This is a genomic window from Pradoshia sp. Z6_59 (genome assembly GCF_058267515.1).
This window is the reverse complement of record NZ_JBZCPP010000007.1, coordinates 176,647-189,879: the sequence shown is the minus strand read 5'-3', so window position 1 is coordinate 189,879 and position 13,233 is coordinate 176,647. Positions and strand designations below refer to the sequence as shown.

Below are 13,233 nucleotides of genomic sequence, written 5' to 3'. Positions count from 1 at the left end.
CCTTTATCTAAACTTTATTTGCGAAACGAAAAATAATCTGTAAAAATAGAGCAATAGAGCTTTAGTGTGCTGTTTATACTATCAAGAACATTTGTTCTTGTTTGATAATATGTATATAATAGAAGTTGTAACGTAAAGAGAGGGGTACATAAGTGGCAAAAAATCTAAAACCTATTGACTATAACGAAGATGCCATCCAGGTACTTGAAGGATTAGAAGCTGTCCGAAAACGACCGGGAATGTATATCGGAAGCACAGACACACGAGGCCTGCATCATCTCGTTTATGAAATCGTTGATAACTCCGTGGACGAAGTATTGGCCGGACATGGGGACGAAATTATTGTAAAAATTCATAAAGATAATAGCATCAGTGTAATGGATAAAGGCAGAGGAATGCCTACCGGAATGCATAAAATGGGTAAACCGACGCCGGAGGTTATTCTAACCATCCTCCATGCAGGAGGAAAATTTGGTCAGGGTGGCTATAAGACGAGCGGTGGTTTACATGGTGTTGGTGCATCGGTCGTAAATGCTTTATCAGAATGGCTTGTTGTAACCATTAAGCGTGATGGTTTTATTTATGAACAGCGTTTTGAAAATGGTGGAAAACCTGTAACGACTTTAGAGAAAATCGGTAAAACCAACCAAACCGGGACAACCATTCATTTTAAACCGGATGAGAGTATTTTCTCTACCATTGTTTACAATCGTGAAACCTTAAGTGAACGCTTACGCGAATCAGCCTTTTTACTAAAAGGGTTAAAAATAGAATTACACGATTTACGTACGGATGATAAAGATGTTTATTATTATGAAAATGGGATTGAGGCATTTGTTTCTTACCTAAATGAAGAAAAAGATACATTGCATCCTGTTGTAAGCTTTGAAGGCACTCATTCTAATATTGAGGTTGATTTTGCTTTTCAATTTAACGATGGGTATTCGGAGAATATTTTATCATTCGTCAATAATGTCAGAACAAAAGATGGCGGAACTCATGAAGTAGGAATGAAAACTGCTGTTACACGTGCTTTTAATGAGTATGCACGTAAATCCGGTTTGCTGAAAGAGAAGGATAAAAATCTGGATGGTTCAGATATTCGGGAAGGATTGGCTGCTATCATTTCTGTAAGAATTCCAGAAGAATTATTACAATTTGAAGGACAGACAAAAAGTAAACTTGGTACCAGTGATGCCCGCTCTGCGGTAGATTCGGTTATATCTGAAAAATTATCTTATTATTTAATGGAAAATGCCGATATCGCGACATCCTTGGTCCGTAAGTCGATTAAAGCGGCTCAGGCCAGAGAAGCAGCCCGAAAAGCAAGGGAAGATGCACGAAGCGGTAAAAAACGTAAGAAGTCTGAAGCATTGCTTTCAGGAAAACTAACTCCGGCGCAGTCCCGTAATCCATTGAAGAATGAACTATACCTCGTCGAAGGAGATTCTGCAGGAGGGTCTGCCAAACAAGGCCGTGATCGAAGATTCCAGGCTGTTTTGCCTTTACGCGGTAAAGTTATTAATACAGAAAAAGCTAAACTTGAAGATATCTTTAAAAATGAAGAAATAAACACAATTATTCATGCAGTCGGTGGTGGAGTAGGATCTGATTTCTCCATCGAGGATATCAATTATGATAAAGTCGTCATTATGACCGATGCTGATACGGATGGCGCCCATATCCAAGTATTATTGCTTACGTTCTTTTATCGTTATATGAAGCCATTAATTGAACATGGTAAAATATTCATCGCCTTACCTCCTTTATATAAAGTTAGTAAAGGAAGCGGTAAAAGAGAAGTTATAGAATATGCCTGGGATGATGATGAATTAGAAGGTACCATTAAAAAGGTCGGAAAAGGATACATGCTTCAGCGATACAAAGGTCTTGGAGAGATGAACGCAGACCAGCTATGGGAGACGACTATGGATCCAGAACAACGTACCTTGATCCGTGTACGCATTGATGATGCAGCGCGGGCAGAGCGAAGGATCACGACATTAATGGGTGATAAAGTAGAACCAAGGCGTAAGTGGATTGAAGCTAATGTTGCTTTTGGTTTAGAAGAAGATGGAAATATTTTAGAGAATGAGAACTTAACGGTTGCTGGTGAGGAGGAAGTATTATGACAGCAGAGAAATACCGCGATCTCCCTCTTGAGGATGTGATTGGCGACCGCTTCGGCCGATACAGTAAATATATTATTCAAGACAGGGCATTACCGGACGCACGAGATGGATTAAAGCCGGTTCAACGAAGAATCCTTTATGCCATGCATTCGGATGGTAATACCAATGACAGACCATACAGAAAGTCAGCCAAGACAGTCGGTCTGGTCATCGGTAACTTCCATCCTCACGGTGACTCATCTGTTTATGAAGCAATGGTCAGAATGAGTCAGGACTGGAAGCTTCGCCGTGAATTAATTCAGATGCACGGGAACAACGGAAGTATCGATGGGGATCCGCCTGCGGCCATGCGTTATACGGAGGCACGTTTATCCTCTATTGCAGGCCAGCTATTACGAGATATTGAGAAGAAAACAGTCGATTTTGTACCAAACTTTGATGATACAGCTGAAGAGCCAATTGTACTGCCAGCTAAATTTCCGAATTTGCTCGTAAATGGTTCCACTGGAATTTCAGCTGGTTACGCCACTGAAATTCCGCCGCATAATCTTGGAGAGATTGTTGATGCAACGATCATGAGAATTGATAATCCAGATTGTACAGTTGATGAGCTAATGACTGCTGTAAAAGGACCTGATTTTCCTACAGGCGGAATCATCCAAGGGGCAGATGGAATTAAAAAGGCGTACGAAACAGGTAAAGGCAAAATTGTTATTCGAAGTAAAACAGCGATTGAAACATTACGCGGCGGCAGACAGCAAATCACGATTACTGAGCTTCCTTTTGATGTAAACAAAGCTAATCTGGTTAAAAAAATTGATGAATTACGCCTTGATCGTAAACTTGAGGGCATCTCTGAGGTAAGAGATGAGACGGATCGTACAGGTTTACGGATTGTCATTGAACTGAAAAAAGAAGTAGACTCTGATGTTATTCTTCAATATTTATTTAAAAACACAGATTTGCAAATTACATATAATTTCAATATGGTTGCCATTCATAAGAAACGTCCGCAGCTTATGGGCATAAAAGAAATGCTGGATGCCTATATTGATCATCGCCGTGAAGTGATAACAAGGCGCTCTGAATTTGATTTGGCAAAAGCCCGTGATCGTCAGCATATTGTTGAGGGACTTATCAAAATGATCTCCATTCTTGATAAAGTAATCGCAACGATCCGTGCATCTCTCGATAAAAAAGATGCAAAGGAAAACCTAATAAAGGAATACGCATTTACAGAGGCACAAGCAGAAGCGATTGTTTCCCTTCAGCTCTACCGATTAACGAATACGGATATTACGGCATTGGAAAACGAAGCTGAAGAACTCCGTAAAAAAATTGAAGAGCTGACAACTATCCTTGGCAATGACAAGAAGTTAATGGCAGTTATTAAAAAAGAACTAAAAGAGGTTAAAAAGGATTTTTCAGATTCACGCAGATCTCTAATAGAAGCTGAAATTCAAGACATTAAGATTAATCTTGAAGTTCTGATTCCAAGCGAAGATGTTATCGTTACGGTCACAAAAGAAGGGTATATAAAACGGACAAGCTTACGTTCTTATAGTGCTTCAGGCGGCCAGGATTACGGAATGAAAGAAGGAGATAGGCTCCTTCATAAGCTGGATATGAATACAACCGATACTTTGTTGCTATTCACAGATAAAGGAAGTTATATTTACTGTCCGGTTCACTTACTTCCTGATATCAGATGGAAGGATACTGGTCAGCATATCAGTAATATAGTACCGCTTGATAAGAATCAGAATCTATTAAAGGCTATTCCAGTTTCTGATTTTGAAAAAGGATCGTTTTTATTATTTGTTACGAAAAATGGATTAGTTAAGAAGTCTGAACTAGCCCTATATAAGGCAACGAGATACTCAAAACCTTTAACAGCTATTAATCTTAAGGGAGATGATCAGGTTGTGGATATCCATCAAACAGATGGAAATCAAAACATCTTCCTGGCAACTTCTATTGGGTATGGATTGATGTTCCCTGAAAGTGAAATTCCAACTGTTGGAGCACGTGCTGCCGGTGTTAAAGGTATAAATCTTAAGGACGATGATTATATAGTTGCAGGTAAAGTTTTTGCTGAAACTGATTCTTCTATGATAGCGTTGATTACACAGAGAGGCGCTATTAAGAAAATGAAACGAAGTGAGTTTGAAATGACTTCCCGTGCTAAACGAGGAGTTGTCATGCTGAGAGAGTTAAAGAAAAATCCACATCGAGTAGCAGGAATAGAATTTGTAAACGATGTTGATACTATTGTGATTTTGTCGGAAAAAGGCATGTTAGAAGAAGTTGCATCCTTCCAATTACGACCTAGTGATCGCTATTCAAATGGTTCGTTCTTTATGGATGAAGGAGAAAATGGACCAATCGTGGAAACATGGGTTAAGACTCCTGAAGTTTCAAATTGATAGCTTCAATGAATTTCTAACCAAAAAGCTGTAAGCAGTGCGAACTGTTTACAGCTTTTTTTCTTTGATTTTCATCAGTTAAGTGCATAATCAAGCTTGATTTCAGGCAATCTATAAAGAATAATCCTATACCTGGGAGTTGATGTTTATATGATGAAATGGATTAATCATTTTATAATTTTTTCGATAGTTGGGTGTTTGCTTCTGCCAGTAGCCGTTGATGCTGCCAAAAAAGATGCAAAGAGCCAGGAAGTTGAACTTGAATCTTATAAAGTGGATGTGACAGGAGACGGGAAGAAGGATCAGGTTTATTTATATGGTAGTCCTTTTGATCAGGAGACAAAATATTACAAGGAATTCAAGTTGGTTGTAAAAACAAAACAGGGAACTAAAAAGGAAACGATTCAAGGAGGATTTAAACCTGCCGTTAAGTTTCTCGATCTTAATGACGATAGTACATTGGAAGTTCTGATGGAGATTCCAACAGGGGGTAGCGGAGGAGTTAATGATTATTATGCCTTTTGCATTTATAATAATAAAATTGAACAGATTGAGCTCCCCGAAACATTAAATATCAACGGAGCATTCAAAAATAATTATCAAGCCACTGTAATGGTACCAGAAATGAATAAATCCTACTTAATTGATTTAAAGGATCATAAAAAGAAGTACGATAAACTCGGAGTTTATCGAAAAGGGAAATTAAGTGAACCATCTGAAACATTAGTAAGTGAATACAAATCATTAAAGGTCAAAGACATTGATAAGGATGGGCATAAGGAATTGGTAGGGATTCAGCAAATTTCCGGCGCATCCGTGGTTGACCGAATCGCTGAGGTTCGATCAAGCTGGGTATATAAAGAAGAGCAATGGGTACTAAAGGATGTTCAAGTGTTGCCAAATTAAATCCTTATAAGAGTGAGATCTCCGATTTCCTTTTGAAGTTAACGAGTGAGCGTGTTTAACAGCAATTATGTTTAAATAAAAAAGCCTCCTTGTCGGTAGGATTGCGTATCCTTTTCGACTAAGGAGGCACTTTTTATTGCGAAAAATTGCTGACATAAACTAATTATCCTGTTTATCCCGCTGAAAACCAGTTCGATATCCAGCTAGCATTATGAATTCATGACAGTAAAACAAGCTACAACAGCTACGAGAGGTATGGCTACTACTAAACTGACACCCATCATGGTGAGAGTCTTTATTGCTGATTTCAAGTCCCCTGGGGTATTCAAATCATTCGTTATTTCAGAGGATGTTCCATAGATGAAGATAATATTTAGAATGGTAACTACACCTACGATGATAAGGGGTAGAATAACGTCAGAAGTTGAAGAGGATAGGTTAATAAAGCCAAAAATGATTAATATAATGGGAATTGCCTCTACCACAGCTACTTTGATAAACATCTTAGTCTGAATGTTTTCTTTTCTTTCTGGCTCAATGACCAATTCCCTGAGTGCTGTTCGAACAGCCCAGCCAATGCCAAATGTTGCGATAACAGCAGCTAAAACAAAATAATAAAGAGCTTCCATCAGTAATACCACCTCAATCAATTATTTTTAAAATAGTCCTATATTAAAAAATCATTCTACTATTAATAGAATAGCACTATTGGATATATTTGTGATGTGATATTCGTTATCATACGACAAAATTATTACCTAGCTATTGTTTTATATAATGTATTACAATCTATATACAAAGTAATAAATAAAAAATGATATAGACATAAATCTAGGTGAAAATACAGTATATGATTAGAATGAGCGATTTTATCACCTTGAAGATTAACTATTTGTTAAGAATACATATCTCACACTTCGATAAAAACAGATTTTTAAACCACTTGCTCATTTAATTTCGTGTGATATTTTTAAAAGTTGTTTTTTCGTTTAATAAATATCGGACGGCCAACCCATGACATTACATGCAGCCATCATCATACTAGTAAACCCTATACTTCAGGAGAAGAGGAGAGAACAAATGAAATCGGTTATCTTAGATGTAGATACAGGAATAGATGACGCACTGGCTATAGCTTATGCCGTTCATTCACCGGAATTAGATATAATAGGTATCACTGCGTGTTTCGGCAATATTCCTGTTGAAGAAGCGGTAAGAAATTCACAAATCATTTTAGGAAAATTAGGTCGTTCAGACATCCCAGTGTATGCCGGCGCGCATGAATCTCTTAGACGTGGGCCGCGAAAAGTATATGCTCGTCATGTCCATGGTGAGGATGGTCTTGGAAATGTACTTAATGGGGAGAAGGCCAGTGACATACCAGAGGTCCATGCAGTTGATTATCTGATTGAGCAGGTGAAAAACAACCCTGGTAAAATCACTTATATTTGCGTAGGACCGCTGACAAATCTTGCACTTGCCCTTCAAAAAGCGCCTAAGATAACTACTATGTTTGAAGAAATCATCATCATGGGGGGAGCCGTTTTCTGTAAAGGAAATGTAACACCGCATGCCGAAGCAAATATTCACTGCGATCCTGAAGCAGCTGACCTTGTTTTCCGCTCTAATCTACCGCTTTTCCTCGTTGGGCTTGATGTAACGATGCAAACCCTGCTTAAGAGGGAGGAACTAGTAAACTGGCGGAAGAAGGAAGATAAACTCGGTTCCTTTTTAGCAGATATGACAGAGTTTTATATGGACTTTTATAAGAGGGCCAATCGTGGTATTAAAGGCTGTGCTCTGCACGATCCGCTGGCTGTTGGAGTAGCAATTGACAAGAGCTTCGTCACACTGAAGACAGAACCCATCTCGGTGGAACTCGAAGGAGAGATGGTAGGGAAAACTTGTCCAAGTGGAAACGAAAGACCGCTTGTTCAAGTATGTGTAGATGTGGACGAAAAACGTTTTGTGGAACATTTTTTAAATAGAATTATTTGATGTTTTATAGCGGGTAAAAACAATATGACTGTGAAGGTAAATATCTTGTTTTAACATTCCAGTTTACGAGTAAGGAGAAAAATAGCGACCTATTTCTTTTGCACCATTTTTAGGCTGATGTCATAGAATGGTAAAAAAATCTTCTTATTTAAAGGAGTGTTTCAGATATGTCCTTTCAGACGGAACAATTAAGTGTAACCTATATTCCACCGGTAACCCCTTCAAGTCCTTTAGAGGGTAGAAAATATACGTTAACACATTCTGACTTGACCGGACAGTTGTTTCTAAGCATTGGCTGTGAGGTTGATGCATTGAACATCAACTGGGAGATGCGGGATGAAGTTGTGGCTGATTGGCGCATGTTGAACGGACAATATGTCCTGACAGCCCATATTCATATTAGTAAAGGTGAATTTGATGAACAAAAGGCCCAATCACGTTATGATCATTTTGTAAAGATGATGCCTGTAGCCTTACATGCTATTGTACATGGTGATCAAACGTTGTTTGCTTACTATCCATGGTTGCTGGATAGCCCCATTTATGTTCAGTTTTCTTCTATTTATCCGGATCACAACAAGATTGAGTATTATGGGACAGTCCGACATTATCAATGATAATGTCGGCTGTCCTTTTTGTTTGCTGTCATTACCTGTTACAATAAAGTTGAAATGAAATAGAAGACGTGAGGGAGTAAAATGCAACTAACATATGATCTTAAGCTGACTGATGTAACCAATTTTTATCTCCACATGACCAAACAATCTGAAATAAGCAATCGGAGAATGAGAAATAGACAACTAAGATTATTTTTGATTACTTTATGTATTTCACTAATCCTGCAATGGCTATATTTTCGACCTACCACACCCATTTACTATTTGACCAGTTTATTCATTGCGCTCTTACCGGTACTATTTTATTCATTCTATTTAGAGAGAATAATTAGAAGGAAGTTTAGAAAATTTCATAAAAACAGCAGGGAACCTAATCTATTTGGTACATACCGCTTATCCATCGCAAAAGGTGGATTAACAGAGATGATTGATGGTGGCTATGAAGTACTCTATGAATGGAAAGATATTAAACAAATCGAAATGCTAAAAAATTATATTTATATTTATACAAATGCTATTCATGCTGTTATTATTCCGGTAAGGGTGTTCGGTACAAAAGATGATTGTGCCTTTTTTCTGAATGAATTGAAGAGACATATAAAGGAATCAACAAAGCAAAATGTAGAGGTGAATCACCATTGAAGATCATTGTAATATCAGATACCCATATGCCCAGAATGGCAAAAGGACTCCCACCTCGTTTAAAGGAAGAATTGAAAACAGCTGATCTAATTTTACATGCTGGTGATTGGCAAACAAAGGACGTATATGAAGAACTACTATCCTATGCACCCGTTGATGGTGTTTGTGGCAATGTCGATGGTCAAGATCTGATAGACCAATTTGGATATCAAAAGATTCTCACATTAGATGGATATCGAATTGGTTTGGTACATGGACACGGTAAGAAAGGAACTACAGAAGGAAGAGCAATCGAAGCATTTAGCGGGGAGGAATTGGATCTAATTATTTTCGGGCATTCTCATATACCTGTTAATAAAAAAATAAATGGGACAATTCTATTTAACCCGGGTTCTCCGACAGATAAAAGGCGCCATTCTGAATACTCATTCGGGATTATTCGGATCGAAAAGAGTTTATCGGTTGAGCATGTGTTTTATAAAAATAAGCGATAAGTTTAAACAAAAAGGATGCAAGCTTGATAAAGCTGCATCCTTCTTGTTTACTTTTTCTTTTTTTGCTGATTTTTAGTCGTTTTATAGGCTTTATAAAATGCAAAACTGCAATCATACACAGATATTAAAATAATAACTGCTAATGTGATAGCTATAATACCTGATGGTAATGTTCCGTTTGTAGATTTTTCAAATAATAAATTGAAGCGTTCGATAAAATCGTTATTGTATAAAGTAGTGTCATACAGCATTTTATAAAGGATTGCTATAACAAATGCGCTTTGGATTGTATAAAAAATAGCGATATGGTAGGTCCATTTACCCATCATGTATTTTAATCCAGCTAAACTTATTTCTAAAACTGCCAAAGCTATTAAAAGAGGGACATATGTTTTCAGGACATCTTGGTTAAACAAGGAGGCTTGCAAAACAAGCTCGCCATTAACGGTTTCATACCAACCTAATAGATGTTCAGAAAATAGTAGAACTAGGGTCCATATAAATGTCCAAATAAGTCCAAAGATTGCTTCCGCTTTGGATATTTGATATTTATGCTTTTGAACAGTCCGCCTCTGCAATTGGTCAGTGTTCCATTTCGACTTTACAAGAGGGATGCTATTTGTTTTATTCGCAATTTTATCTATAACTATAAATGTGATGGTCACCCAGGTAAATACCTGAAATGCTGCCTGAATGATTCCTATGATAGAATCCGTAAACATGTCAATTAGAAATGATACAACAGAGGAGTAACTTGTATAATCCGCCATCCCACTGACTGTTTGACCCAATAAAACCAAGCCCGCCATCACAGCAAAAGCTATTAGTAATACGCGAATATAACTATCGTAAAAAATCGGTCCTATAATATATCGGTTATTTCCGCTATAATCGGCAGCAAGAATTCTTGGATCACCCAAGCTATTCAACACGTTCTTCACATCATTTTCAGTATAGTTATCTGGCAGCATATCCTCAATATTTCCCTTGAGTTCCAGCGCAATCTCTTCTTTTGACGTTTCTGGTAGCCACTTTGTAACTTCATAAATATATATATCAATTAAACTCATCGCATTCATCCTCTCTTAACAATTGTACCATCTGATTAGACGTTTCAGACCATGCTTCCTTTAATTTTTCATAAATCTGTCTGCCATTCTGGCTTAATTGGTAATATTTCCTTTGTCGATTTCCATTTAACTCCCAATTGCTAACCAGGAGACCTTGCTTTTCTAATCTTCTCAATAAAGGATATAGTGTGCTTGGGTCAATGGTAACATTTTTTTCTTCAAGGGATTGAACGAGTGAGTATCCATATTCCGGTTTTTGTAATTGACTTAAGACTGCGAGAGTGAGTGTACCTCTCCGCAGTTCTATAATGAGAGATTGTATGAGTTCATCCAAAATGTCTCCACCCCCTAATTCCATAATACTGTATGATGTACAGTATTGTTAAGTGAATAATAACCAAAAATAAATACAAGAAGAGCCAAAAAACGACCTTCATAATTGGATTTTAAGCACCTTGTTTTTTATACTTAAGGTGTTTGTGTTCTAAATGATTTTTGTCGAATATAGGCGATTTATAGCCTTTTCGAGAAATGTATTAAATTATTCCGGGATTTACCATTAAAAATTTGAAAATTCCGAATGTAACAAAGGACTTGAATTGATACATTCGAAAACCGATTAAATCAACCTTTCCAGAGGGTGTGGAATTGAAAAAATCTTGTGTTTGAATGGCCTCTTCACGTACAATAGGAGAAGGGAAGAAGGGGGACTGGCAAAAGTGAGTACAGCAACAAAACGGATTAAAAATGTACAGCCTATTCGCCGGCTTGATCAAATAGAGGCCATGAAAAAAGCATTATTACGCTATTGCAGTTATCGAGATTATATAATGTTTACAATTGGGATCAATATTGGACTGAGGATAGGGGATTTATTGCAGCTACGGGTAAAGGATGTACTGGATGGAACGCATATTGTCATTATTGAACAGAAGACGGAAAAAACGAAACGATTTCTGATTAATCCGCACTTGCGAAAAGAAATTAAAAAATACGTCAAGAAAGAAAAACTTTCAAAGGATGATTATTTATTTCCTAGCCGTAAAGGAAATGGACCGATTACGAGGGTTCAGGCTTACCGTGTGTTAAATAAAGCAGCCGAAATGGCAGATATCCAGGATGTGGGGACACATACTCTACGTAAAACATTTGGTTATTTACACTACCAAAAATTTAAAGACATTGCATTGCTGCAGCAAATTTTAAACCATTCCAACCAAAAAGATACGATGATTTACATAGGCTTAACACAGGATTTAATGGACGAAACTTTAATGGACTTTTATTTTTAACAAATTATTTACGAACCAACCACCTCTAGAATGGTTGGTTTATTTGTACAGTTAAGCCAAACCTGTCATAATTAAAAGGCATAAAATCCCAATAATGGGATGACAAATACTTTTGATAGGCGGGAGAACGAATGACTAAAAAACAAGATAAGAAAAAATCTAAGTGGCTATCTCTTTTAATATTAATAGTAGGTATATTAGCAGCTGGAGTGATTGGTCTTACTGTCTATTATCATTTGAATGATCCATCTAAAGAAGCAATGGATCAATTAAAGAAAAACCCTCCGAAAAATATATCGAATCAAGAAAGTGTGTTAATTGCTGAATATCACGCTAAATACAATGATTTAACAGGCTATGGCAGTATTGAAGAATTAGATATGTCAGAGGCCAAGAGTTTATCAGCCATACTTGAAAAAGATACGAATGAGATCATTAGCCAGGGAATAGAAAATAAAAAGGTATCGGAAGATTTTAAACAAATCCACGCAATTGCCAAGGCGACCAAAAATAAAGCAGACAAAGAACAGATTCGATTAATACATCGTTATTTTCATGATCTAGATATTGCGATTAATCAGTATAATGATACGAAGGATGTATTTGGGGTGACTAAGACTCTCGGTAAGTAAGTCTCGTGATTTAATGTAGATATTGTAATAGACAGAGAAGAAAAGTTTTAATTAAACGCTTAACTTATACAGTAGACATTTTAAAGATAATAAGGATAGACAGGCATAGATAATTGCTTGTCTATCCTTTTGTTTACTGACTTTTAACTGCATAAATAAAGTTCCTGATACTCAAGCGATGAAAATTTCGTCAAAAAACGTTGTGAATTCTCAACAATCTTAAACTATGGATATGCGATATGGTAAAATGAAAAATTGTTAAAAAAATAGTTTTCTGATATCCATGTTTCCTTCATATAATGGATGTGAGCGGGGTTTCTTGGGTATTACGGGAAGAGACGTTTGCCCGCTGTGCCATCATGACGGTTGGGGGAAGACAATGGGGGTGTTTGGCGGAAGTAGACAAATGGGTAGGAGAAAAAGAGGATATTTCACTATCATTTTTCTGCTCGAACGCCTGGGGTTATGGAATTGAGGGGATGGGGGGAGGACTGAATATGCCGCTTTTGAAGCAGACTCTGCAAATGGCAAAAGGGACTGTAGGAAAACCGGGTCGAATGCTTTGCTTTCGGAAAATTATGACCAGCCGAGAAGCTTCAGCACCTGGGTAAATGACGAGTCATGGCGCAGAGAAAGTGCCCAAGCACTCAGCACCTTGTTTTTGGAACCACGTTTATTTATGACGGGCAGGAAATCAGCATGACAAATATCCACTTCGCGACCATTGAGCAGTACAACGGTGTGGGCATGAAAAATTTACACAATATTGAAATATGGCAAGGGCGATTTATACGAGGAGATCATGCAGATCATTGGAAAAATGGAAGAGACAATTCTCGAACATTAGTACAATGGGATGATACTCATCAAGCGGGAATTACAACGAATAAATCTGCTTAGTTTGACATCAATCCCAACTACTCTCATGCTAATGTGTTCAATCAGAAAAAGGATACGCAAAGTATTTTCACGTACTACAAACAGATGATTCAACTCCGAAAAACCAACCTCTTATTTGTGTTTA

General features: G+C 37.4%; 14 protein-coding genes. 11 read left to right on the top strand and 3 right to left on the bottom strand.

Annotated features, from left to right (window positions below):
- Positions 1–173 precede the first annotated feature (173 nt).
- From parE to AC4D4B_RS09790, 3 genes are all read left to right on the top strand, one after another.
- Positions 174–2,132: a DNA topoisomerase IV subunit B gene (gene parE, locus AC4D4B_RS09800; RefSeq protein WP_490994762.1), complete on the top strand. Its 1,959-nt coding sequence runs from the start codon at positions 174–176 to the stop codon at positions 2,130–2,132.
- Positions 2,126–4,558: a DNA topoisomerase IV subunit A gene (gene parC, locus AC4D4B_RS09795; RefSeq protein WP_490999847.1), complete on the top strand. Its 2,433-nt coding sequence runs from the start codon at positions 2,126–2,128 to the stop codon at positions 4,556–4,558. The genes parE and parC overlap by 7 nt, the downstream gene beginning before the upstream one ends.
- A 150-nt stretch (positions 4,559–4,708) precedes the next feature.
- A complete protein-coding gene (locus AC4D4B_RS09790; RefSeq protein ID WP_490999829.1) occupies positions 4,709–5,464 on the top strand; it encodes a YybI family spore inner coat protein in 756 nt (251 codons plus the stop codon).
- Positions 5,465–5,673: 209 nt separating this feature from the next.
- On the opposite strand, the gene AC4D4B_RS09785 is transcribed toward AC4D4B_RS09790, so the two are convergent.
- Positions 5,674–6,093, bottom strand: coding sequence for a hypothetical protein (locus tag AC4D4B_RS09785; protein WP_490994578.1), 420 nt, complete (start codon positions 6,091–6,093; stop codon positions 5,674–5,676).
- Positions 6,094–6,544: 451 nt separating this feature from the next.
- Here AC4D4B_RS09785 and AC4D4B_RS09780 point away from each other — a divergent pair, with 451 nt between their 5' ends.
- From AC4D4B_RS09780 to AC4D4B_RS09765, 4 genes are all read left to right on the top strand, one after another.
- Positions 6,545–7,462, top strand: a complete 918-nt coding sequence (locus AC4D4B_RS09780; protein ID WP_490999828.1) for a nucleoside hydrolase — start codon at positions 6,545–6,547, stop codon at positions 7,460–7,462.
- Between the two features lie 167 nt (positions 7,463–7,629).
- Positions 7,630–8,079 carry a staygreen family protein gene (locus AC4D4B_RS09775; protein ID WP_490999827.1) on the top strand — a complete coding sequence of 150 codons (450 nt, stop codon included), beginning with the start codon at positions 7,630–7,632 and terminating at the stop codon, positions 8,077–8,079.
- Positions 8,080–8,160: 81 nt separating this feature from the next.
- Positions 8,161–8,721: a YcxB family protein gene (locus tag AC4D4B_RS09770; RefSeq protein ID WP_490999826.1), complete on the top strand. Its 561-nt coding sequence runs from the start codon at positions 8,161–8,163 to the stop codon at positions 8,719–8,721.
- Positions 8,718–9,215, top strand: a complete 498-nt coding sequence (locus AC4D4B_RS09765) for a metallophosphoesterase family protein (RefSeq protein WP_490999825.1) — start codon at positions 8,718–8,720, stop codon at positions 9,213–9,215. Before AC4D4B_RS09770 ends, AC4D4B_RS09765 begins: the two co-directional genes overlap by 4 nt.
- Positions 9,216–9,262: 47 nt before the next feature.
- On the opposite strand, the gene AC4D4B_RS09760 is transcribed toward AC4D4B_RS09765, so the two are convergent.
- On the bottom strand, positions 9,263–10,285 hold the full coding sequence (locus tag AC4D4B_RS09760) for an HAAS signaling domain-containing protein (RefSeq protein WP_490999824.1): 1,023 nt from the start codon (positions 10,283–10,285) through the stop codon (positions 9,263–9,265).
- Positions 10,272–10,619, bottom strand: a complete 348-nt coding sequence (locus AC4D4B_RS09755; protein WP_490994572.1) for a PadR family transcriptional regulator — start codon at positions 10,617–10,619, stop codon at positions 10,272–10,274. The genes AC4D4B_RS09760 and AC4D4B_RS09755 overlap by 14 nt, the downstream gene beginning before the upstream one ends.
- 406 nt (positions 10,620–11,025) lie before the next feature.
- Between AC4D4B_RS09755 and AC4D4B_RS09750 the strand changes: the two genes are divergently transcribed.
- The 4 genes from AC4D4B_RS09750 (at position 11,026) to AC4D4B_RS09735 (ending at position 13,109) form a co-directional block, all read left to right on the top strand.
- Positions 11,026–11,577 carry a site-specific integrase gene (locus tag AC4D4B_RS09750; RefSeq protein ID WP_066104338.1) on the top strand — a complete coding sequence of 184 codons (552 nt, stop codon included), beginning with the start codon at positions 11,026–11,028 and terminating at the stop codon, positions 11,575–11,577.
- A 131-nt stretch (positions 11,578–11,708) separates the two neighbouring features.
- Entirely contained in the window at positions 11,709–12,209 is a 501-nt protein-coding gene (locus AC4D4B_RS09745) for a hypothetical protein (RefSeq protein WP_066103913.1), read from the top strand.
- A gap of 299 nt (positions 12,210–12,508) precedes the next feature.
- Positions 12,509–12,820, top strand: coding sequence for a hypothetical protein (locus AC4D4B_RS09740; RefSeq protein WP_490999823.1), 312 nt, complete (start codon positions 12,509–12,511; stop codon positions 12,818–12,820).
- A 10-nt stretch (positions 12,821–12,830) separates the two neighbouring features.
- Complete coding sequence (locus AC4D4B_RS09735) at positions 12,831–13,109, top strand: alpha-amylase family glycosyl hydrolase (RefSeq protein WP_148629692.1); 279 nt, start codon at positions 12,831–12,833, stop codon at positions 13,107–13,109.
- The last annotated feature ends 124 nt before the right edge of the window (positions 13,110–13,233 follow it).

What these genes read in the sequence shown, in the direction of transcription:
- AC4D4B_RS09745 (WP_066103913.1), top strand. Translation starts at nt 11,709, where the DNA reads ATGACTAAAAAACAAGATAAGAAAAAATCTAAGTGGCTATCTCTTTTA.
- AC4D4B_RS09735 (WP_148629692.1), top strand. Translation starts at nt 12,831, where the DNA reads ATGGCGCAGAGAAAGTGCCCAAGCACTCAGCACCTTGTTTTTGGAACC.
- AC4D4B_RS09790 (WP_490999829.1), top strand. Translation starts at nt 4,709, where the DNA reads ATGATGAAATGGATTAATCATTTTATAATTTTTTCGATAGTTGGGTGT.
- AC4D4B_RS09785 (WP_490994578.1), bottom strand. Translation starts at nt 6,093, where the DNA reads ATGGAAGCTCTTTATTATTTTGTTTTAGCTGCTGTTATCGCAACATTT.
- AC4D4B_RS09780 (WP_490999828.1), top strand. Translation starts at nt 6,545, where the DNA reads ATGAAATCGGTTATCTTAGATGTAGATACAGGAATAGATGACGCACTG.
- AC4D4B_RS09775 (WP_490999827.1), top strand. Translation starts at nt 7,630, where the DNA reads ATGTCCTTTCAGACGGAACAATTAAGTGTAACCTATATTCCACCGGTA.
- AC4D4B_RS09740 (WP_490999823.1), top strand. Translation starts at nt 12,509, where the DNA reads ATGGATGTGAGCGGGGTTTCTTGGGTATTACGGGAAGAGACGTTTGCC.
- AC4D4B_RS09760 (WP_490999824.1), bottom strand. Translation starts at nt 10,285, where the DNA reads ATGAGTTTAATTGATATATATATTTATGAAGTTACAAAGTGGCTACCA.
- AC4D4B_RS09770 (WP_490999826.1), top strand. Translation starts at nt 8,161, where the DNA reads ATGCAACTAACATATGATCTTAAGCTGACTGATGTAACCAATTTTTAT.